18 protein-coding genes are annotated in these 20,314 nt (G+C 72.7%); 14 read left to right on the forward strand and 4 right to left on the reverse strand.

The window, feature by feature from the left end; genetic code table 11:
* Positions 1-146: 146 nt before the first annotated feature.
* A complete protein-coding gene (locus tag ACWDN5_RS05745; RefSeq protein WP_310977142.1) occupies positions 147-428 on the reverse strand; it encodes an Lrp/AsnC family transcriptional regulator in 282 nt (93 codons plus the stop codon).
* Positions 429-473: 45 nt separating this feature from the next.
* On the reverse strand, positions 474-1,211 hold the full coding sequence (locus tag ACWDN5_RS05750) for a maleylpyruvate isomerase family mycothiol-dependent enzyme (RefSeq protein WP_449674820.1): 738 nt from the start codon (positions 1,209-1,211) through the stop codon (positions 474-476).
* 44 nt (positions 1,212-1,255) lie between these two features.
* Between ACWDN5_RS05750 and ACWDN5_RS05755 the strand changes: the two genes are divergently transcribed.
* A complete protein-coding gene (locus tag ACWDN5_RS05755; RefSeq protein WP_449674822.1) occupies positions 1,256-2,158 on the forward strand; it encodes a MerR family transcriptional regulator in 903 nt (300 codons plus the stop codon).
* 212 nt (positions 2,159-2,370) lie between these two features.
* Here the strand turns inward: ACWDN5_RS05755 and ACWDN5_RS05760 are convergent, their stop codons facing one another.
* The gene (locus ACWDN5_RS05760) at positions 2,371-4,074 is read right to left on the reverse strand and encodes a DEDD exonuclease domain-containing protein (RefSeq protein WP_449674824.1); all 1,704 of its coding nucleotides are present in this window, start codon (positions 4,072-4,074) and stop codon (positions 2,371-2,373) included.
* 97 nt (positions 4,075-4,171) lie between these two features.
* Here ACWDN5_RS05760 and ACWDN5_RS05765 point away from each other — a divergent pair, with 97 nt between their 5' ends.
* The 4 genes from ACWDN5_RS05765 (at position 4,172) to ACWDN5_RS05780 (ending at position 8,681) form a co-directional block, all read left to right on the forward strand.
* On the forward strand, positions 4,172-5,569 hold the full coding sequence (locus ACWDN5_RS05765; protein WP_310977146.1) for an NYN domain-containing protein: 1,398 nt from the start codon (positions 4,172-4,174) through the stop codon (positions 5,567-5,569).
* 124 nt (positions 5,570-5,693) lie between these two features.
* On the forward strand, positions 5,694-5,951 hold the full coding sequence (locus tag ACWDN5_RS05770; protein ID WP_449674826.1) for a hypothetical protein: 258 nt from the start codon (positions 5,694-5,696) through the stop codon (positions 5,949-5,951).
* Positions 5,952-6,395: 444 nt separating this feature from the next.
* The gene (locus ACWDN5_RS05775; protein WP_310977148.1) at positions 6,396-7,451 is read left to right on the forward strand and encodes a C40 family peptidase; all 1,056 of its coding nucleotides are present in this window, start codon (positions 6,396-6,398) and stop codon (positions 7,449-7,451) included.
* 72 nt (positions 7,452-7,523) lie between these two features.
* Complete coding sequence (locus ACWDN5_RS05780) at positions 7,524-8,681, forward strand: glycosyltransferase family 4 protein (RefSeq protein ID WP_449674829.1); 1,158 nt, start codon at positions 7,524-7,526, stop codon at positions 8,679-8,681.
* Here ACWDN5_RS05780 and ACWDN5_RS05785 read toward each other — a convergent pair.
* Positions 8,678-9,292: a nucleoside/nucleotide kinase family protein gene (locus tag ACWDN5_RS05785; protein WP_310977150.1), complete on the reverse strand. Its 615-nt coding sequence runs from the start codon at positions 9,290-9,292 to the stop codon at positions 8,678-8,680. The two genes, ACWDN5_RS05780 and ACWDN5_RS05785, sit on opposite strands and share 4 nt — an antisense overlap.
* A 64-nt stretch (positions 9,293-9,356) precedes the next feature.
* Between ACWDN5_RS05785 and ACWDN5_RS05790 the strand changes: the two genes are divergently transcribed.
* The 9 genes from ACWDN5_RS05790 (at position 9,357) to ACWDN5_RS05830 (ending at position 20,305) form a co-directional block, all read left to right on the forward strand.
* The gene (locus tag ACWDN5_RS05790; RefSeq protein WP_449674830.1) at positions 9,357-9,770 is read left to right on the forward strand and encodes an SRPBCC family protein; all 414 of its coding nucleotides are present in this window, start codon (positions 9,357-9,359) and stop codon (positions 9,768-9,770) included.
* A gap of 23 nt (positions 9,771-9,793) precedes the next feature.
* Positions 9,794-11,005, forward strand: coding sequence for a cytochrome P450 family protein (locus tag ACWDN5_RS05795; protein WP_310977152.1), 1,212 nt, complete (start codon positions 9,794-9,796; stop codon positions 11,003-11,005).
* Positions 11,006-11,121: 116 nt separating this feature from the next.
* Positions 11,122-12,402 carry an adenosylmethionine--8-amino-7-oxononanoate transaminase gene (locus ACWDN5_RS05800; RefSeq protein ID WP_449674833.1) on the forward strand — a complete coding sequence of 427 codons (1,281 nt, stop codon included), beginning with the start codon at positions 11,122-11,124 and terminating at the stop codon, positions 12,400-12,402.
* Positions 12,403-12,610: 208 nt separating this feature from the next.
* Complete coding sequence (locus ACWDN5_RS05805; RefSeq protein WP_449674835.1) at positions 12,611-14,842, forward strand: bifunctional SulP family inorganic anion transporter/carbonic anhydrase; 2,232 nt, start codon at positions 12,611-12,613, stop codon at positions 14,840-14,842.
* A 232-nt stretch (positions 14,843-15,074) separates the two neighbouring features.
* A complete protein-coding gene (locus tag ACWDN5_RS05810) occupies positions 15,075-17,258 on the forward strand; it encodes a SulP family inorganic anion transporter (protein WP_449674837.1) in 2,184 nt (727 codons plus the stop codon).
* 119 nt (positions 17,259-17,377) lie between these two features.
* A complete protein-coding gene (gene bioD, locus ACWDN5_RS05815) occupies positions 17,378-18,097 on the forward strand; it encodes a dethiobiotin synthase (RefSeq protein ID WP_310977207.1) in 720 nt (239 codons plus the stop codon).
* A 79-nt stretch (positions 18,098-18,176) separates the two neighbouring features.
* A complete protein-coding gene (gene bioB, locus ACWDN5_RS05820) occupies positions 18,177-19,190 on the forward strand; it encodes a biotin synthase BioB (protein WP_396137000.1) in 1,014 nt (337 codons plus the stop codon).
* Positions 19,177-19,380 (forward strand): biotin synthase auxiliary protein BsaP, encoded by a 204-nt coding sequence (gene bsaP / locus ACWDN5_RS05825; protein WP_396137001.1) that lies wholly within the window; start codon positions 19,177-19,179, stop codon positions 19,378-19,380. The genes bioB and bsaP overlap by 14 nt, the downstream gene beginning before the upstream one ends.
* Positions 19,381-19,708: 328 nt before the next feature.
* Positions 19,709-20,305, forward strand: a complete 597-nt coding sequence (locus tag ACWDN5_RS05830; RefSeq protein WP_310977157.1) for a DUF2567 domain-containing protein — start codon at positions 19,709-19,711, stop codon at positions 20,303-20,305.
* Positions 20,306-20,314 lie beyond the last annotated feature (9 nt).

Here is a 20,314-nt window from a genome sequence, read left to right on the forward strand (position 1 = left end):
TCGCGGAGCCGAAATGAAATCCCTCGTCAAACTCGCCGCGGTCGTGACGCTCGCGCTGGTCACCACCGGCTGCGGCAGCGGCGTGAGCGTCTACGCCCCAATGTGGCGTTGGGTGCGTTGGACGCACCGAACGCCACATTGGGGCGTTAGTCCTCCACGCCGATCGAGAAGGCCGATTCGGTGTCGGCGCGGCTGTAGGAGCGGAACGCGATGTGCGTGACGGTGCTCAGCACGCCGGGCACCTTCCCGATCTTGCCGGGGATCAGGTCGGCCAGCCCTTCGTGCGTGGACACCTGCACGGTGGCGATGAGGTCGACGTCCCCGGCGCACGAGTAGACCTCGCCGACACCCTCGATGTCGGCGATCGCCTGCGCCGCGTCCGGGATCGCGTCCGCCTCTGCCTGGATCAACACGATCGCGGTGATCACCTGGGTCCTCCAAGACTCGTCTGCGGGTGTCGCTCGCGATCCTAGCTACGCCGCGGCGTGGGCCAGCCAGTGCGCGGCGAGTGCTTCATCGCCGGTGACGGTGACGCGGTCCAGGGGCAGGCGGCGGTAGAGCACGAGCAGGAGGTCGGTGACCGGGCCGGTCAGCGTGACGTCCGCGGGTTGGCTGTCCCGGGCCCACCGGACGCCTTCAGGGGTGCGGGTGATCAGCCAGCCGGGGCCGTCGCCGGGGTCGACGTGGAGGGTCTGGCCGGTGCCGCGGAGCTCGGCGAAGGCCGGGTTGAGGCTCGCCGTGACGGGGTCGGACAGCACGTCCAGCCACTCGCTGATCGCGTCGGCGGCGAGGTCCGGGGCCACGGTGAAGCCCTGGCCGGCGGCCAGGGCCGCGTCGGCGTGGTGGACGGTGGTGTCGTGCAGCATCCGGCGCAGCCAGAACCGGGCCGGCTGCGGGCCGAAGAAGGTCCACACCGGAGTGTCCCCGGCGGCCTGGACGGCGTCTTCGAGGTCCTCGGCGCCTTGGTGCAGCCAGGCGGACCACTTGTCCGGGGAGCCGGGGTCGGCGTCGAAGGGGTCGGGAACCGGCGCCGGGCCGTCCCGGACGATGCCGGCGGCCCAGCGGTGGGCCTGGCCGATGTGGCCGACGAGCACCCGCAGCGGCCACTCCGGGCAGGTGGGCACGGTCCGGTCCGGATCGGCGTTCGCGACGGCGTCGGCGAACCCGGCGGTGTGGTGGTGGAGCCCTGCGGCGAGTCTGGCGTTGTCCATGGCCGTACCGTAGGAATTCCACCCGGCTGGAGGTTCGACGGAAGGTGACCGGAGACACACTCGGCATCGGCGAGCTGGCGCACCGGACGGGCGTGCCGGTCCGCACGATCCGGTTCTACTGCGACGAGGGCGTGCTGGAGCCGGTCCGCAGCGCGGGCGGCCACCGCCGGTTCGACAGCGCGGCGATCGACCGGCTGACGCTGGTGCGCCGGCTGCGCGGGCTCGGGCTGGGCCTGCGCCCGATCACGGACGTCCTGGCCGGCCGCAGGTCCCTCGACGAGGCGGTGGCGGCCGAGAGGTCGGCCCTCGACCGCGAGCTGGCCACGCTGAGCTGGCGGCGTTCGGTGCTCCGCGCGGTCGCGGAGGCGGCCCCAGCCGACCGCACGGCCCGGCTGGAGCTCCTGTCGGCGGTCCAGGACGGCTACGCGGCGCGCGAGACGCTGATCCGCCTGTGGCGCCCGATGACAACGGGCCCGATTCCCCCGGCCACGGCCCGGATGTTCTTGGAGATGAGCGCCCCGGAGCCGCCATCGGAGCCCTCGACGGCCCAGGTGGTGGCGTACGCCTCGCTGGTGGTGCTGGCGGCGGACGTCCGGTTGGCGTCCTCACTGGCGGAGAGCACGTTGGCGGGCCACGACCGGATCGCGGACCTGGGGGCGTTGCACGCCGAGGTGGGGGAGGCGTGCGTCGCGGCGAGGGCCTTGTTGGCGGCGGGGGCCGGGCCGGCACCGGGACCGGAGCTGGACCGTTTCGTGGCGGCCCACGCGGCGGCGGTGGGGGAGGCGGACAGCCCGGCATTCCGCCGGTCCCTGAACCACCGCACGGCCCCGGACCGCCACCCGCGCCTGCGCCGGTACTGGCACCTGGCCGGGGAGGTCACGGGCGAGGTCTCGATGGGCCTCGCCCACACATGGCTCCTGGACGCGCTCAACGCCTCAGCCGCCTGACCCACCCGGCCGGCCCCTCGCCTGCGTGTCGACCCTTCAGTCACGCGTGTCGACCTCCCGATCACGTGTGTCGACCCCTCAATCACGTGTCGACCCTTCAATCACGTGTGTCGACCCTTCAATCACGTGTGTCGACCCTTCAATCACGTGTGTCGACCCCTCAATCACGTGTGTCGACCCCGGTCACGCGGGCCGATTCCCGCCCGGCCCGGTCAGTGGATGTGTTCCAGCGAGTGCGCGTCCGCGACCAGATCCAGCCACCCGCGCCACCCCGCGACCGCCGCCGGCTCCGCCCACGGGCGGGTCGTCCGCACCAGCCGGACGCCCGGGCGCGCCAGCCACCGCAGCAGCACGCCCACCTCCTCCGGCGGTGCTCCGTGCAACGGCCCCGGCTCCGGCAGGACCGTCTCCGCCGATGCCACCAGCGCCTCCACCACCGGCATCGGTGGCACGCCGCGCCGCGCCACGCCCGCCGAGGCCAGGCGGCCGTAGCGGATCACCGTCAGCTCCCAGCCTCGGCCGCCGTCCGGGGCCGCCGCGATCAGCTCGCCGATCGAGGCCAGCGATGCCTGCCTGTGTGCCCGGCCGAGCGCGCGGATCAGCCCTGCCAGCTCGTCGCGGTGGCGGGCCGCCTGCTCGTAGTGCTGGCCCGCCGCCAGGCGCTCCACGTGGGCCGCCGCCGTGTGCAGGGGGCCTCCGTCCACGCCCGCGATCAGGCCCGATACCGACTCGACCGCCGGGCCGTACGCCTCCACGCTCTGGCGGCCGGCGCACGGTGCCCCGCAGCGGCCCAGCTCCGCCAGCACGCACGGGGTCCCGTTCGCCGACCGCGGCGAGATCCGCTGCGTGCACGTCCGCAGCCCCGACGCCCCGGCCAGCGTGTCCGCCGTGGTGCGGGCGTCCGCTTGGTTGCGGAACGGGCCCAGTACCCCCGGCCGTGGCAGGCGGACCACCGACAGCCTCGGGAACGCCTCCTCCGTCAAGCCGATCCACCAGCCCTGGTGCCGGTTCTTCGACCGGCGGTTGTACGCGGGCCGGTGCGCCGCGATCAGCCTGAGCTCGCGCACCTCCGCCTCCAGCGCGTGCGCGCACACCACGTGGTCGACGCGCTCGGCCAGCGCGACCATCTCCCGGATCCGGCTGCGGTTCTCCGAGCCCGTGAAGTACGACCGCACCCGCCGCCGCAGGTCCTTCGCCGTGCCGACGTACAGGACCTCCTCCTTCGGCCCCTTGAACAGGTAGACGCCCGGGGCCGACGGCAGGTCCGCCGCCAGGTGCCGCTTCGCCCGCTGGGCGACGGTCACCTCCGGCAGGTACCCCATCAGCTCCTCGAGCGAGTGGACGCCCAGGTTGCCGACCCGTTCCAGCAGCCCGTGCAGGACGTCGACCGTCGCCCGCGCGTCGTCCAGCGCGCGGTGGGTCGGGCGGGTCCTCGCCCCGAACAGCAGCGCCAGCGCCGTCAGGTTGTACCGCCCGACCTCGTCCCGCGGCACCACCCGCCGGGCCAGCCGGACCGTGCACACCACCGTCAGCTTCGGCCACACGTACCCGTGCCCCTCGCACGCCGCCCGCATGTGGGACGTGTCGAAGCCGGAGTTGTGCGCCACCAGCACCGCGCCCCCGATGAACTCCAGGAACGCCGGCAGCACCTCCTCGATCGGCGGCGCGTCGTAGACCATGGCCTGCGTGATCCCGGTCAGTGAGACGATCTGGGGCGGGATCGGTGTGCCCGGGTTCACCAGCGTGGCGAATTCGCCCAGCACCTCACCCCCGCGCACCTTCACCGCGCCGATCTCGGTGATCCCCGACGGCCCCGGCGGCGCCCCCGTCGTTTCGAGGTCGAAGACGACGAAGGTGGTGTCCCGCAAGGGAGTTCCGAGCTCGTCGAACGCGAGCTGAGCCTGGACCGAACGCATAGGCCGGACTTTAAGGGCGACCACCGACAGTTTCCGCGCGCCGCCGGTCCGTGTGGTGCGCGGCGCGGGATGCGGAGGCGGGGCCTACCCTGGACCAATGCACCCGCAGCCGCTCGTGCCGGAGCCGCCCGGGGACCCCGTCGGTCCCTCGGGTGTCGCGTCGCGCCCCGAGGCGGCCGAAGAGCCCGCTGACCAGGCCGGACACCCCGATCCCGCGACCTGGCCGGCGCTGCCCGAACCGGTGCGCGACCGCATCGCCGAGCTCGCCGCGGCCGCCGTCGCCAAGCTGCCCGCCACCGACGTGCCCCGCCAGCTGCGGCCGGTCGCGAAGTTCGCGCCGGCCAAGCGCGCCAAGCTCGGCGGCGCCGCCCTGCTCGCGGCCCTCGCCGACTCGTCCCAGTTCCGGACCGCCGTCATCGAGTGGCTGCGCGAGCACCGCACCGACGCGCTCGACCCGAACGCCGCCGAGTCCGTCGCCGCCGCGGCCGCGGCCGTCCTGCTCGGCGAGTCCGGGGCGACCGGGCGCGTCCGGCTGGTCGCCCGGAACGCCGAGGAAAACGCCCTGCGCGCCGAACGCGACGCCGCGCTCGCCCGCAGCCAGCGGCTGGAGGCCGAGCTCGCCCAGGTCCGCGCCGAGCTCGCCGAAGCGAAACAAGCCGCCGAAAACGCCCGCGGCGAGCGCGAAGGCGAAGTCGAGAAGCTCCTGAAGCGCCTTCGCGAGCAAGGCGTCCAGCTGCGCCAGGCCAGGGACGCGGCCGAAGCGGCGTCCGCGGACGCCGAGCGCGGTTCCGCCGCCCGCAACGACGAGATCGCCGCCCTCACCACGCAGCTCGAGCGCGAACGCCAGCGGGTCGCCGGGGAACGCGCCCGTGCCGAACGCGCGGTCGCCGACGCCGAGATCGCCCGCCAGTCCGCGCGCGAAGCCCGGCAGGCCGACGAGGTGCGGCTCGCGCTGCTCATCGACACCATCGACGGTGCCGTCACCGGCCTCCGCCGCGAGCTCGCCCTCGGCGCGCGCGGCGCCCGCCCGGCGGACATGGTCCGCGGCGCCAGCACCGGCACCGGCCAGGGCGGCAAGATCGCCGACGTGTCCACCCTGGACCGCTACCTCGCGCTGCCCAACGTGCACCTGATCGTCGACGGCTACAACGTCACCAAGACCGGCTACCCGGAACTCGCCCTCGCCGACCAGCGCGACCGGCTGATCCACCAGCTGTCCGCGCTGGCCGCGCGCACGTCCGCCGAGGTCACCGTGGTGTTCGACGGCGCCGGCGTGCTGTCGGTCCCCGCCTCGGTGCCCCGCGGGGTGCGGGTGCTGTTCTCCGACCGCGGGGTGCTGGCCGACGACGTCATCCGCAACCTCGTCGCGGCCGAGCCCGCGGGGCGGCCGATGGTCGTCGCGACGTCCGACCGGGCGGTCGCCGACTCCGTGCGGGGTCGCGGCGCCCATCCGACGCCGTCATCGGTGCTGGTCAGCCGCCTGTCGAGGGTTTGACCACACCCTGGGGGTTCCGGGTGGCGAAGCCCCCGGCCCGGGGCGAAGCCCCGGCACGACACAGAAATTGTCGGTGGTGGCGCCTACCGTCGTCCTCAGTCAGTTCCGACGTGAGGAGGACCACATGAGCGACCAGCCGGAGCTGTCCGAAGTGGACGTCTCGCACATCGCCGTTTCGGACATCGAGAACCTGGTGGTCGACTGCGACCGCTGCGTGGTGCGCGGCATCTCGTGCCACGACTGCGTCGTGAGCGTGCTGCTCGGCGCGCCACCCGCGGTGGAGTGGGACGCCGACGAGCGGCGCGCGATCGACGCCCTGGCCGAGGCCGGGATGGTGCCACACCTGCGGCTGGTGGAGGAACCGATCCGGCGCACCGCCTGATTTCCACCGTTTCGTGACGGCGCGCCGAATGGTCGATTGAATCGGTGAACGGTCGGTAGTCGGAAAGCCCTCCGCAGAAACCCCAGCGTGTAACGCCCATCACATGTTTCCTCCCGCCCTGGTCCGATGGTGTTCAGCGGCGTCACGCACAGTTTTTGGCGGAGAGGTGGTGGACGTGGTGGCGGTCTTTTCGTAACCTGTCCGAGATCTCGTGGCCCCCGGCCGTCTGTGGAGGCGGCGACACGGGATCGCCGCCGGACGCAGCTTTGTCGGGAAGCTGGGAACCGGAACCACCACCGCGTGCTTCACCTGTTGCGGCTCGTGCATGGCAAAAGCGCACGGCCCGGGTGCGTGGTGGGTGGGACAGCGGTGAAGAGGAACACCCCGACCTCTTCGTGCCCCGGTCCCCGTCGGCGGCCGAGACCAAAGGAGACCCGCGCGACCGTGCAGTCGCATTCCCTCAGGCGCGTGGTTTCAGGTGCGCTCGCCGCGGCCTCGGTGATCACCCTCGTCACCGTGGCCCAGCCGACGGCCACCGCCGCCCCCGTCCCCGTTCTCCAGACCCCGCCCACCGGCTCCGACGCGCTCGCGCAGTACCGCGACCTCGCGGCCCAGGCCGAGAAGCTCAACGAAGACCTGCTGTCCGCCCAGGACGACCTGAAGAAGAAGCAGGGCGAGCTCGACAAGGCCACCGGCGACGTCAACGCGGCCAAGGAACAGGCCACCAAGGCGTCCGAGAGCCAGAAGAAGTACCAGACCGAGGTCGACAAGTTCGCCGGTGCGTCGTTCACCAGCGGTGTCCAGCTGAACAAGCTGTCGGCGCTGCTGGCGGGCACGTCCACGCAGGACTTCCTGGACCGCTCCTCGGCGCTCGAGGTCATCGCGACCGGCAAGAACGCCGCGATGGGCAACCTCACCGGCGCCGTCCAGCAGGCCACCGACGCGGCCGCCAAGGCGAGCGACGCCGCCAAGCGCGCGCAGGACGCGCGGGACGCCGCGGCCAAGCTGACCGAGGACATCAAGGCCAAGCAGAAGACGCTGAACGACCAGATCGATCAGCTGAAGGCGGCCAACAAGAACCTCAGCGCCTCGGACAAGGCCGCGCAGAAGGACCGCGGCGGGACGCCGCCCAGCAACATCAAGGCCCCCACCGCCGCCGCGCAGGCGGCCGTGGACGCCGCGCTGAGCAAGCTCGGCAGCGCCTACGTCTACGGCGCCACCGGCCCGACCAACTTCGACTGCTCCGGCCTCACGTCGTGGGCGTACAAGCAGGCCGGGCTGACCATCCCGCGGACCAGCCGCGAGCAGTCGACCTTCGGCACCGCGGTGCCGCGGGACCAGCTCCAGCCGGGCGACCTCGTGTTCTTCTACTCGCCCGTTTCGCACGTCGGCATGTACATCGGCAACAACCAGATGGTGCACGCGCCCGACACCGGTGACGTCGTGAAGATCTCGCCGCTGCAGAGCCAGTACTCGGGAGCGCGCCGCCCGACGGCGTGACCCTCGAAGCAGCACCCCGGAGGGGCGGTACCGCACACGCGGTGCCGCCCCTTCGCCGTTAGCCTCTGGGGCGTGCTCAAGACCCTGCTCGTGACCAACGACTTCCCGCCGCGGCCCGGGGGGATCCAGAACTACCTGAATTCCCTCGCCACCCGGCTGCCGGCGGACGACCTGGTCGTCTACGCGCCGTCGTGGGAGTCGCGCACGGGGTCGCACGAGGAGTTCGACGCCGAAGCGCCGTTCGAGGTCGTCCGGCACCCGACGTCGCTGATGCTGCCGACGCCGGACGTGCTCCGCCGGGCGAAGCAGATCATGCGGGCGCGGGACTGCGAAGCCGTCTGGTTCGGCGCCGCCGCGCCGCTCGCGCTGCTGGGGCACCCGCTGCGCCGGGCCGGAGCGCGCCGCGTCGTCGCGTCGACGCACGGCCACGAGGTCGGCTGGTCCATGCTCCCGGCTTCGCGGCAGGCGCTGCGGCGCATCGGCGACACCGCCGACGTCGTCACCTACGTCAGCCGGTACACCCGCGGCCGCTTCGCCGCGGCGTTCGGCGCGATGGCCGGGCTGGAGCTGCTGCCGTCCGGGGTGGACACCGAGGTGTACCGGCCGGATCCGGCCGGGCGCGCGGAAATCCGGGCCCGGCACGGCCTCGGCGACCGGCCGACCGTCGTCTGCGTGTCGCGGCTGGTCCCGCGCAAGGGCCAGGACCAGCTGATCCGCGCGCTGCCGTCGATCCGCGAGCGCGTCCCGGACGCGGCGCTGCTGATCGTCGGCGGCGGCCCGTACCGCAAGAAGCTCACGGAACTGGTCACCGGGCTGGGCCTGGAGCGCGACGTCGTTCTCACGGGGTCGGTGCCGTGGGCCGAGCTGCCCGCGCACTACGCGGCGGGTGACGTCTTCGCGATGCCGGCGCGCACCCGCGGCAAGGGCCTCGACGTCGAAGGGCTCGGCATCGTCTACCTGGAGGCCTCGGCGACCGGGCTGCCGGTGGTGGCGGGCAACTCCGGCGGGGCGCCCGAGGCGGTGCTCGACGAGGTCACCGGGCACGTCGTGGAGGGCCGGGACGTCGTGCAGCTGAGCGAGACCCTGGCCAGCCTCCTGGCCGACCCGGTGCGGGCGCGCCGGATGGGCCAGGCCGGCCGCGAGTGGGTGACGGCGAACTGGCGCTGGGACGTCATGGCGCGGCGGCTGTCCGGCCTGCTGGACGGCGATCCGGTGGCCGTGGTCCGCTAAGGCGTGTAGAGCGCCGGGTGCCGGGGATCGTCGACGCGCACGACGACGTCGGCGAGCGAACCCGGGTCCACTTCTTCCTCGTAGCGTTCGTAGGCCGGGACGGCCCAGGCGTCCGGCACGCGGCGGCGCAGGGCGGCGGGGGAGAGCCACAGGTGCACGGCCAGGTCGAAGGCCAGCCCGGCGCCGAGCAGCAGTTCGCCGTCGAGGAGCACGACGGCGCCTTCGGGCAGCGGCACCCGTTCGGCGCGGGTCGCGCGGTCGCGTTCGGCGTCCCACAGCGACGGCAGGACCTCGCCGGACCCCTTCAGCGGCTCCAGGACTTCGCGGCGGAGCGCGCCGAGGTCGAGCCAGTCGGTGTAGCGGGCGTCGGGGTTCGTGCGGCCGTGTTCGAAGCGCAGGGACGCGGGCCGCAGGAAGTCGCGCGCCGACACGCGCAGGGTCGCGCGGCCGCGCAGGCGCAGCGGATCGACCAGGGCGTCGGCGAGGTCCGCGGTCCCGGTCGCGCCCGCCGCGCCGTCGACGGCCACCGCGAGCCGCGGCCCGGCGAGCGCGTCGATGCGATCGGTGAGTTCGGCGGCGAGGACGGCGGGGGAGATCGGGCGATAGCGCACGGGTTCCCATCCTCCACCCGGGCCGCCCGCCGGTTTTGTCGTACCCCGGTGCGAGGATGAGGTCATGACTTCTTCAGTGGGGAAGACGGCCGGTGCCGGGTGGAACATCGGCGTTTCGCGCACCCTGCCGTACCCGGCCGGGGCGGTGTGGGACTTCCTGGTCAGCCGGGACGGGGTCGCGATCTGGCTCGGCCCGGGGGTCGAGCTGCCCACGGAAGCGGGCGCGGAGTACGAAACGGCGAACGGCACGGTGGGCGAGATCCGCAGCTTCGTCGACGGCGACCGGGTGCGGCTGACGTGGCGGCCGAGCGACTGGGACCACGACTCGACCGTGCAGGTGCGGCTGAGCGGCTCGGGGGCGAAGACGACGCTGCGATTCCACCAGGAATGGCTTGCGGGCGCGGAAGAGCGCGAGGAACAGCGGGCATACTGGCAGGACGTGACCGAGCGCGTCGTGACGGCACTCGCCGAACGCTGACGCCGTGGAGCATGGGGGCTGACATGACGAGCGACGAGATCCTCGAGGTGCCGCAGGACTTCGCCCAGGACGCGCACGTGTTCTCGGAGCTGCTGCGCGGGGGCGGCCCGGTGCGCCACGTGCGGCTGCCACCGCGGGGGCTGCCGTGCTACCTGGTCACCGGGTTCGCGGAGGCGCGGGCGCTGCTGGCCGATCCACGGCTGCAGAAGAACAGCCAGGGCATCCGCCGGGTGTCCGAAGCCAAGCTGCCGCCGGAGGCCCTGCTGAACGGGCTGGGGCAGGACCTGAACTGGCACATGCTGAACTCGGACCCGCCGGACCACACCCGGCTGAGGAAGCTGGTGAACAAGGCGTTCACCGCGCGCACGGTGGCCCGGCTGCGGCCGCGGGTGGAGGAGATCACCGCGGAGCTGCTCGACGCGCTGGCCGGGCAGGAGCGGGCGGACCTGGTGGCGTCGTTCGCCGCGCCGCTGCCGATCACGGTGATCTGCGAGCTGCTGGGCGTGCGCGAGGAGGACCGCTCGGAGTTTTCGGGCTGGTCCAAGACCCTGCTGGGCGCGGCGGTGCACCCGCAACAGGTCCAGGCCGCGGCGGCGAGCATGTTCGGGTACTTGACGGACCTGATCGCCCAGAAGCGCGCCGAGCCGGCCGAGGACCTGCTGTCGGACCTGGTCCACGCCAGCGACGACGGCGATTCGCTGTCCGAGCCCGAGCTGGTGTCGATGGCCTTCCTGCTGCTGGTGGCGGGCCACGAGACAACGGTCAACCTGATCGCGAACGGCGTGCTGGCGTTGCTGCGCGAGCCGGAGCAGCTGGCCCGCCTGCGCGCGGAGCCGGAGCTGCTGCCGGGAGCGGTGGAGGAGTTCCTGCGCTTCGACGGCCCGATCCACCTGGCCACGCTGAGGTTCACGGCGGAGCCGGTGGAGGTGGCCGGGGTGACGATCCCGGAGGGCGAGTTCGTGCTGGTGTCCTTGCTGGGCGCGAACCGCGACGCGGAGCGGTACCCGGAGCCGGACAAGCTGGACATCACCCGAGCGGCGGGCGGCCACTTGGCGTTCGGCCACGGAATTCACTACTGCGTCGGGGCACCGCTGGCCCGCTTGGAGGCCGAGATCGCGTTGGGTGGCTTGCTGGACAGGTTCCCGAACATCGCCCTGGACGCCAAGCCGGACGAGCTGCTGTACCGCACCAGCTCACTGGTCCACGGACTGGAGACCCTGCCGGTCCGCCTGTGAGGAGGCCCGGGCCCCGGAATCCCGGCCGTAGTCACGATCGAGCTTCGGGGTGGTGGGCACAACAACCGCCACCGAGGCGCCGAGATCCGGCCGGACCAGTGTCGTAGGGTCGCCGAATGGACTCCGCCGACCTGCTCGCCCTGGACGCCCAGCACGTCTGGCACCCGTACGCGCCGATGCCGGCCAAGGTGCCGTCGCTGCTGGTCACCGAAGCGAGCGGCGTCCGGCTCACCCTCGCCGACGGCCGCGAGCTGGTCGACGGCATGTCCTCGTGGTGGTCGGCCGTCCACGGCTACCGGCACCCCGTGCTGGACGCCGCCCTCGCCGCCCAGGCCGGGCGGATGAGCCACGTCATGTTCGGCGGCCTCACCCACGAACCCGCCATCACCCTCGCCAAGACCCTCGCCGACCTCAGCCCCGACGGGCTCGAGCACGTCTTCCTCTGCGACTCCGGTTCCGTCTCCGTCGAAGTCGCCGTCAAGATGTGCCTGCAGTACCAGCGCTCCCGCGGCCGCACCGGGAAGCACAAGCTGCTCACCTGGCGCGGCGGCTACCACGGCGACACCTTCACGCCGATGAGCGTCTGCGACCCCGAAGGCGGCATGCACTCGCTCTGGCGCGGCGTCCTGCCCGAACAGATCTTCGTGCCCGCGCCACCGTCCGGTTTCGACACCCCGCCCGATCCGTCCTATGTGGACGTCCTGGCCGCCGCGATCGAGCGGTACCAAGGCGAACTCGCCGCGGTGATCGTCGAACCCGTCGTGCAGGGGGCCGGCGGGATGCGGTTCCACCACCCCGCCTACCTGCGCGCCCTCCGGGAAATCACCGAAGCGCACGACGTCCTTCTCATCTTCGACGAGATCGCGACCGGCTTCGGCCGCACCGGTGCGCTGTTCGCCGCCGAGCACGCCGGTGTCACGCCCGACGTCATGTGCGTCGGCAAGGCGCTCACCGGTGGCTACCTGAGCATGGCCGCCGCCCTGTGCACCCCGGAAGTCGCCGCCGGGATCGCGCAAGGCGAACTGCCCGTCCTCGCGCACGGGCCCACCTTCATGGGCAACCCGCTCGCGTCCGCCGTCGCCAACGCCTCCCTCGGCCTGCTCGCCGACGGCCGCTGGCGCAGCGACGTCACCCGGATCGAGAAGGCCCTGCTCGACGGCCTCGCCCCGGCGCGCGACCTGCCCGCCGTCACCGACGTGCGGGTGCTGGGCGGGATCGGGGTGCTGCAGCTCGACCACCCCGTCGACATGGCCGTCGCCACCGACGTCGTCACCGCGAACGGGGCTTGGCTGCGGCCGTTCCGGGACCTCGTCTACGCCATGCCGCCCTACGTTTCGACTGACGACGACCTCGCCGTGATCACCCGGGCGATGCTCGCGGTCGCCGAAAAGGCCTGAATTCAGCACATCGGGTGTGACCACCGGCACACCGAGACCCGAAGGTCCCTCATCGTCGCGCTGCGTGGCAGACCAAGATCGAAACCACGCGAACGGTCGAGACGGTAAGTGTGAAACAGCCGCCGAACCCGGTCCGTCCTGTGCCCGGACGAACGCGAGAAATGCTTGCGTAGCGGACTTTTCGCGCGGTTTCGGCGATCCTGCCCCCATGATCGAGATCGTTCGTGGCGAACACGACACCGGACCCCCGAAGCCTTCCGCCCACCTGGAGAACCTCAGGCACGACGTCCTCGCGTCGATCGTCGTCTTCCTCGTCGCCGTCCCCCTGTCCCTCGGCGTGGCCTTCGCCGCCGGGGCGCCGCTGCTCTCCGGCCTGATCTCCGCCGTCGTCGGCGGGCTGGTCGCGAGCCTCTTCGGCGGATCGCCGCTGCAGGTCAGCGGCCCCTCCGCCGCCCTCACCGTGGTGCTGGCCGACACGATCGCCACCCACGGCTGGCCCGTCACCTGCGCGATCACCGTCGCCGCGGGCCTGCTCCAGATCCTCTTCGGCCTCACCCGGGCCGCCCGCGCCGCGCTCGCCGTCTCGCCGGCGATCGTGCACGGCCTGCTCGCCGGCATCGGCGTCACGCTGGTCCTCGGCCAGCTGCACGTCGTCCTCGGCGGCTCGGCACAGGGTTCCGCGCTCGCCAACGTCCTGGCGCTGCCGGGACAGGTCGCCGCGCACCACGACCAGGCCGTGCTGATCGGCGTCGTCACCCTCGGCGTCCTGCTGGCCTGGCCGCGGCTGCCGAAGGCCGTCCGCCGCGTGCCCGCGCCGCTGGCCGCCGTCACGCTGGCCACCGGCCTGTCCGTCTTGACCGGGATGACCCTGCCGCGCGTCGACCTCCCGGCCGGGCTGCCCGCGCTGCACGTCGTGCCGCGGCTGCCGGACGGCGGCTGGGGCGGCTTCGCCGTCGCCGCGGTCACCATCGCGCTCATCGCCGGCCTGGAGAGCCTGCTGTCCGCCGTCTCGGTGGACAAGCTCCGCGGCGGCCCGCGCACCGACCTCGACCGCGAACTCGTGGGGCAGGGCGCGGCGAACGTCGCCGCCGGCGCGCTCGGCGGGTTCCCCGTCACCGGCGTCATCGTGCGCAGCATGACCAACTACGAGGCCGGCGCGCGCACCCGGGCGTCGTCGATCCTGCACTGCGTCTGGATCCTCGCCGCCTGCCTCCTGCTCACCGGCGTGCTGCGGCTGATCCCCCTCGCCGCGCTGGCCGCGCTGCTGGTCTACGTCGGCTTGAAACTCGTGAACCTCAACGGGCTCAAGGAGGTCCGCCGCCACGGCGACCTGCCGGTGTACGTCGTGACGCTGGCCGGTGCGGTGGCCGTCAACCTGCTCACCGGGGTCGCGGCGGGGATCCTGCTCGCGCTCGCGATGATGCTGCGGCGGATGATCTTCTCCGGCATCCACGTCGAAACCGACGGCGAGCGCCACCGCGTCGTCATCGAAGGGGCGCTGACCTTCCTGTCCGTGCCCCGGCTGACCCGCGTGCTCGCCGAGCTGCCCCCGCACGCCGACGTCACCCTCGAACTGCTCGTCGACTACCTCGACCACGCCGCGTTCGACTGCCTGCGCGGCTGGCAGCAGGCCCACCCGGGGCGGGTCACCGTCGACGAGATCGGGCACCCGTGGTTCGAGCGCGGCCGCGCGGGGGAGCCGACCGTGCGCCGCAGCGTCGCCGCGCGGGTCGTGCCGCGGTGGCTGGCGCCGTGGTCGCAGTGGCAGGCCGAGCACGTGGTGCTGCCCGCCCAGCGCACGGCCAGCTCCCTGCTGTGCCGCGGCGCCTCGGAGTTCCAGCGCCGCACCGCGCCCCTGCTGCGCGAGACGTGGGACGGCCTGGCGCACGGCCAGCAGCCGCACACGCTGTTCATCACCTGCGGCGACGCGCGGATCGTGCCCAACCTGATCACCACCAGCGGGCCGGGCGACCTGTTCACCGTGCGGAACATCGGCAACCTGGTGCCGCCGGCCGACGGCACCGACTCGTCGGTCGGCGCGGCGATCGAGTACGCCGTCGGCGTCCTGGAGGTCGCCGAGATCGTGGTCTGCGGGCATTCCTCCTGCGGCGCGATGAAGGCGCTGCTCGGCCGGGCCCCGGACGGCCTCGACCAGCTCGGCAGCTGGCTGCGCCACGGTCAGGCGACGCTCCGGCGCCGCAGCCGCGAGGCACCGCTCCTGCTCGGCGGCGAACGGCCGGCGGCCGAGGCCGACCAGCTGGCGCTGCAGAACGTCGTGCAGCAGCTGGAAACCCTGCGTGGCTACCCGGTGGTCGCGGCCGCCCTGGAGCGCGGCGCGCTGCGGCTGACCGGGATGTACTTCGACGTCGGCGCCGCGCAAGTGTCCCTTTTGGACGATGCCGCCCGCGGGTTCGTCCCGGCGGGGGCACTGGAGCACTGACCGCGAAGGCCGCTTCCGGGCACCCCGTGCTCCGGAGGCGGCCTTCGCCGTGCCCGCTCTCGGGTCGACGTGAAACCGTTGTGTGGTACGGGATTCAACTGTCGCCCGACAGGTTGATCTTGTTACGGCCGCGTTAACGAAATGTCCGATTTGTGACAAAAGGGTGAAATATCGCCAATCCTTCACTCGATCGGGTGGTGCATAGCGGACATTTCACTCGATTTCCGGTTGCATGGCGATCATGAGACCCCTCGCCGTGCTCCGACACGACCTGCCGGCCTCACTGGTCGTCTTCCTCGTAGCTGTTCCCCTGTCCCTCGGCATCGCCCTCGCTTCCGGCGCCCCGGTCGCGGCCGGGCTGGTCGCCGCCGTCGTCGGTGGCATCGTCGCCGGCGCGCTCGGCGGCTCGGCCCTGCAGGTGAGCGGGCCTGCTGCCGGCCTGACCGTGGTCATGGCCGAAACCATCCAGACCTTCGGGTGGGTCGTCACCTGCGCGATCACCGTCGCCGCCGGCGCGTGCCAGATCCTGCTGGGGCTGAGCCGCATCGCGCGTGCGGCGCTGGCCATCTCGCCGGCGATCGTGCACGGCATGCTGGCCGGCATCGGCGTCACGATCGTGCTCGGCCAGCTGCACGTCATCCTCGGCGGCAAGGCCCAGAGCTCCGCGATCGAGAACATCGCCGAGCTGCCCGCCCAGATCGTCGCCCACCACGACTCGGCCACCATCGTCGGCCTGATCACCATCGGGCTGCTGCTGATCTGGCCGAAGCTGCCGGAAGCCGTCCGCAAGGTGCCGGGCCCGCTCGCCGCGATCGCGGTGGCCACCGTGGTGTCCGTCGGGTTCGGGATGACGCTCCCGCGCGTCGAACTGCCCGGTGACCTGCTGAACATCCACCTCGTCCCGCAGCTGCCGGACGGCGGCTGGGGCGGGTTCGCTCTCGCCGTCGTCACGATCGCGCTGATCGCCAGCGTGGAGAGCCTGCTCTCGGCGGTCGCGGTCGACAAGATGCACACCGGGCCGCGCGCCAACCTCGACCGCGAGCTGGTCGGGCAGGGCACGGCCAACATGATCTCCGGAGCGCTGGGCGGCCTGCCCGTCACCGGCGTCATCGTCCGCAGCTCCACCAACGTCACCGCCGGGGCGAAGTCCCGGGCGTCGGCGGTGCTGCACGGCGTCTGGGTGCTGCTGTTCGTCGTCCTGCTCGCCGGGCTGATCCAGAGCATCCCGCTGGCCGCCTTGGCCGGGCTGCTGGTGCACGTCGGCGCGAAGCTGGTCAACCCCGGGCACATGAAAACCGTGCTCGCCCACGGTGATCTGCCCGTCTACCTGCTCACCCTCGGCGGGGTCGTGGTGTTCGACCTGCTGACCGGCGTGCTGGCGGGCATCGGGCTGGCGCTGGTGCTGATGCTGCGCCGCACGGTGTGGTCGGGCATTCACGTCGAGCGCGAAGGCGACGACTGGCGCGTCGTCGTCGAAGGCGTCCTGACGTTCCTGTCGGTGCCGCGGCTGTCGAAGGTGCTCGGGACCGTCCCGGCCGGGGTCATCGTCCGGCTGGAGCTGGTCGTCGACTACCTGGACCACGCGGCGTTCGAAAGCCTGCACACCTGGCAGACGGCGCACGAGCGCGCCGGCGGCACGGTGGAGGTCGACGAGGTCGGCCACCCGTGGTTCGGCGAAGGCAAGGCGGGCCGCCCGACGCGGTCCCGGATCGCCGCGAGCCGGGCGGTGCCGCGCTGGCTGGCACCGTGGTCGGAGTGGCAGGCGGCGGAAGGGGTCGAGATCCCGGCCCAGCAGACCCGCCGCGGCGCCACGGAGTTCCACCGCCGCGCGGCCCCGCTGCTGCGCGACACGCTGTCGGGCCTGGCCGACGGCCAGCGGCCGCGCACGCTGTTCATCACCTGCGGCGACTCGCGGATCGTGCCGAACCTGATCACGACGAGCGGGCCGGGCGACCTGTTCACCATCCGCAACATCGGCAACCTGGTCCCGCCCGGGCAGGCCGACGCGTCGATGAACGCGTCGATCGAGTACGCGGTGGGCGTCCTCGGGGTGGCGGAGATCGTCGTCTGCGGCCATTCCTCCTGCGGTGCGATGGCGGCGCTGGCCGACGGTCCGCCGCCGGGGCCGCTGTCGGCCTGGCTGCGCCACGCGGAGCCGAGCGCGCACCGGCTGGGCTCGGCCACGCTGGACGGCGGGGTCCCGGACCGCGAGGGTGACCGCCTGGCGCTGCACAACGTGCTCCAGCAGCTGGAACACCTGCGTGAGTACCCGTCCGTGGCGGCGGCGGAGTCGGCCGGGAAGCTGCAGCTGACCGGCATGTACTTCCACGTCGGCGACGCCCAGGTGTACCTGTTCGACGCGGCCGGGCGGACGTTCCGCCCGGCCGGGGCCCCGGTGGCGGTGCCGGGCGCCTGACCGCCGTTGCCCGAGTCCGAGCCGGGTCCGCAGCGCGCGGGCCCGGCTCGCGGCGACCCGCTGACCACGGCCCGCGTGCGCGACCGGGCACGAAGTCACTATGTTGATGGTCCGTGACCATGCTGGTGATGACGGGGACCGGGACCGGGGTCGGCAAGACGATCACCACGGCGGCGATCGCGGCCCTGGCGGCGGCCGGGGGACAGCGGGTGGCCGTGCTGAAGCCGGCCCAGACCGGGGTGCGGCCCGACGAGCCCGGAGACCTCCAGGACGTCCGGCGCCTCGCCGGGCCGGACGTCACCACGCGCGAGCTGCGCCGCTACCCGGATCCGCTCTCCCCGGAGGCCGCCGCCCGGCGCAGCGGCCTGCCCACGCTCGACCCCGGTGAGATCGCCCAGGCCGCGTCCGACCTCGACACCGCGCACGACCTCACCCTCATCGAGGGCGCCGGCGGACTGCTGGTGCGCTTCGACGGCACCGGCGCGAGCCTCGCCGACGTCGCCTGGTCGCTCGGCTCGCTGGTGATCATCGTGGCCGAAGCCGGCCTCGGGACCCTGAACGCCACCGCGCTCACCGCCGAGGTGGCCACCAAGCGCGGGCTGACCGTCGCCGGCGTCATCATCGGCGCCTGGCCGGCCGAACCGGACCTGGCGGCGCTGTCCAACCTCGAAGACCTGCCGGTCGCGGCGGGGGCGCCGCTGCTCGGCGTGCTGCCCGCCGGCATCGGCCAGGCGTCCCGCGAGGACTTCCTGGCCGCGGCACGGGCCGGCCTGTCGCCGTGGTTCGGCGGCGAATTCGACCCGGAGCTCTTCGCGGGCTGCGCTTCGGCCGGGAAGTGACCTGCATCGCTGTCCCCTCGCGGCCCCTTCGTGCACGATGAGGGACGCTTTCCCGCACCACCTCGATCAAGGAGCCGCCGTGACCGCAGTCCCGGACACCGATGTCCTCGCCCTCGCGCGGGAGCAGGTCCTCGAAAACGGCGTCGGCCTCGGCGAACAGCAGGTCCTGGACGTGCTCCGGCTGCCTGACGAGCGGCTGCCCGACCTCCTCGCCCTCGCACACGAGGTGCGGATGCGCTGGTGCGGGCCGGAGGTCGAGGTCGAGGGCATCATCAGCCTGAAGACCGGCGGCTGCCCCGAGGACTGCCACTTCTGCTCCCAGTCCGGCCGCTTCCCGACGCCGGTGCGCTCGGCGTGGCTCGACATCCCCAACCTGGTCAAGGCCGCCCGGCAGACCGCCGAGACCGGCGCGACGGAGTTCTGCATCGTCGCCGCCGTCCGCGGCCCGGACAAGCGGCTGCTCTCGCAGGTCCGCGAAGGCGTCCGCGCCATCCGCGAAGACGGCAACGACATCCAGATCGCCTGCTCGCTGGGCATGCTGACGCAGGAGCAGGTCGACGAGCTCGTCGACATGGGCGTCCACCGCTACAACCACAACCTCGAGACGGCGCGCTCGCACTTCCCCTCGGTGGTCACGACGCACACCTGGGAAGAGCGCTGGGACACCCTGCGGATGGTCGCCGAGGCGGGCATGGAGGTCTGCTGCGGCGGCATCATCGGCATGGGGGAGACGGTCGAGCAGCGCGCGGAGTTCGCCGTGCAGCTGGCCGAGCTGAACCCGCACGAAGTGCCGATGAACTTCCTCATCCCGCAGCCGGGAACCCCGTACGAGCACTATGAAATCGTCGAGGGCCGCGACGCGCTCCGGACGGTGGCGGCGTTCCGCCTCGCGATGCCGCGCACGATGCTCCGCTTCGCCGGCGGCCGCGAGCTGACGCTCGGTGACCTGGGCGCGGAGCAGGGCATGCTGGGCGGGATCAACGCGATCATCGTCGGCAACTACTTGACCAACCTGGGCCGGCCGGCTTCGGCGGACCTGGAGATGCTGGACGAGCTCAAGATGCCGATCAAGGCCCTCAGTGACAGCCTCTGACGCACTGTTTTGTGTCCACTGTGGACAGGAGTCGCCGGGTGGGGCGGACCACCCGGCGTGCCACAACCCGCGGACGGCGCTGGAGCCACCGCGGTACTGCACGTTCTGCGCGCGCCGGCTGGTGGTCCAGGTGAGCCCGCTCGGCTGGACGGCCCGCTGCAGCCGCCACGGCGAGACAGCGAGCGGCTGACGCGGCCCGGGGGACGAACCGGTTCGTTCATTGCTTGCTCGGGTGGGCTGCAGGTAACTAACCAGGTCGTTCATTGCCCCCGCAGCGGGCGACATGCGTAACTAACCGGTTCGTTCATTGCCTTCGGGGGTGCGGCCTGCGTAACTAACCAGATCGTTCATTGTGCCCGGGCGGCGCACGGTGACGAACCAGGTCGTTCACGGCTCCACGGCCGTCGGGGGTAACTAACCAGATCGTTCACAACACCGCCCCGACACGGGCGAGCGGCTCACGGCGCTCACGCATCGACCGGTTACGCTCGGTGGCACTGTCGCAGGAAGGAGTCCGGGTGAGTGAGTCGTCGGGGCCCGCGCACCGGCCGTCGGCCGTGCCCGGCCCGTGGTCGGTGCCCGTGCTGTTCCGGGAGCGGCGGCCCCGGGTCGTGGTCAAGGCGGACCTGCTGCCCGCACTTAGCGTCCTGCTCGCGCTGACCGTGTTCAGCTTCCCGATCGGCTTCCTGTGGTCCCGGCTCGCGCCGCCCGAACGTGTCCGGATCATCTCGGCCGACGGCGCCCAGGGCGCGCTCGAACTCGAGAGCTGGCACCGCTTCGACGACCTGGCGATCTTCGGGTTCCTCACGCTCGGCTTCGGGATCGTCGCCGGCGTCGTCGTCTGGCTGCTGCGCGAGCGGCGCGGGCCGGTGGTGTTCCTCGCCGCGGTGCTCGGCGTCGCGGTCACGAGCGCGCTGGCGATGTGGATCGGCCTCCGGATGGCCAACGGCCACTACACGATCACCACCCCGCCCGCGCTGGGCGCGGTGATCGAGCTGGCGCCGCGCCTCGAGTCGTGGTGGGTGCTGCTGACCGGCCCGCTCGGCGTGTCGATCGCCTACACCCTGCTCGCCACCTGGAACGGGCGCGACGACCTGGGTCGCCGCCTCGGCTGACCGGGTTCC

Source organism: Amycolatopsis sp. NPDC003731, assembly GCF_053586895.1.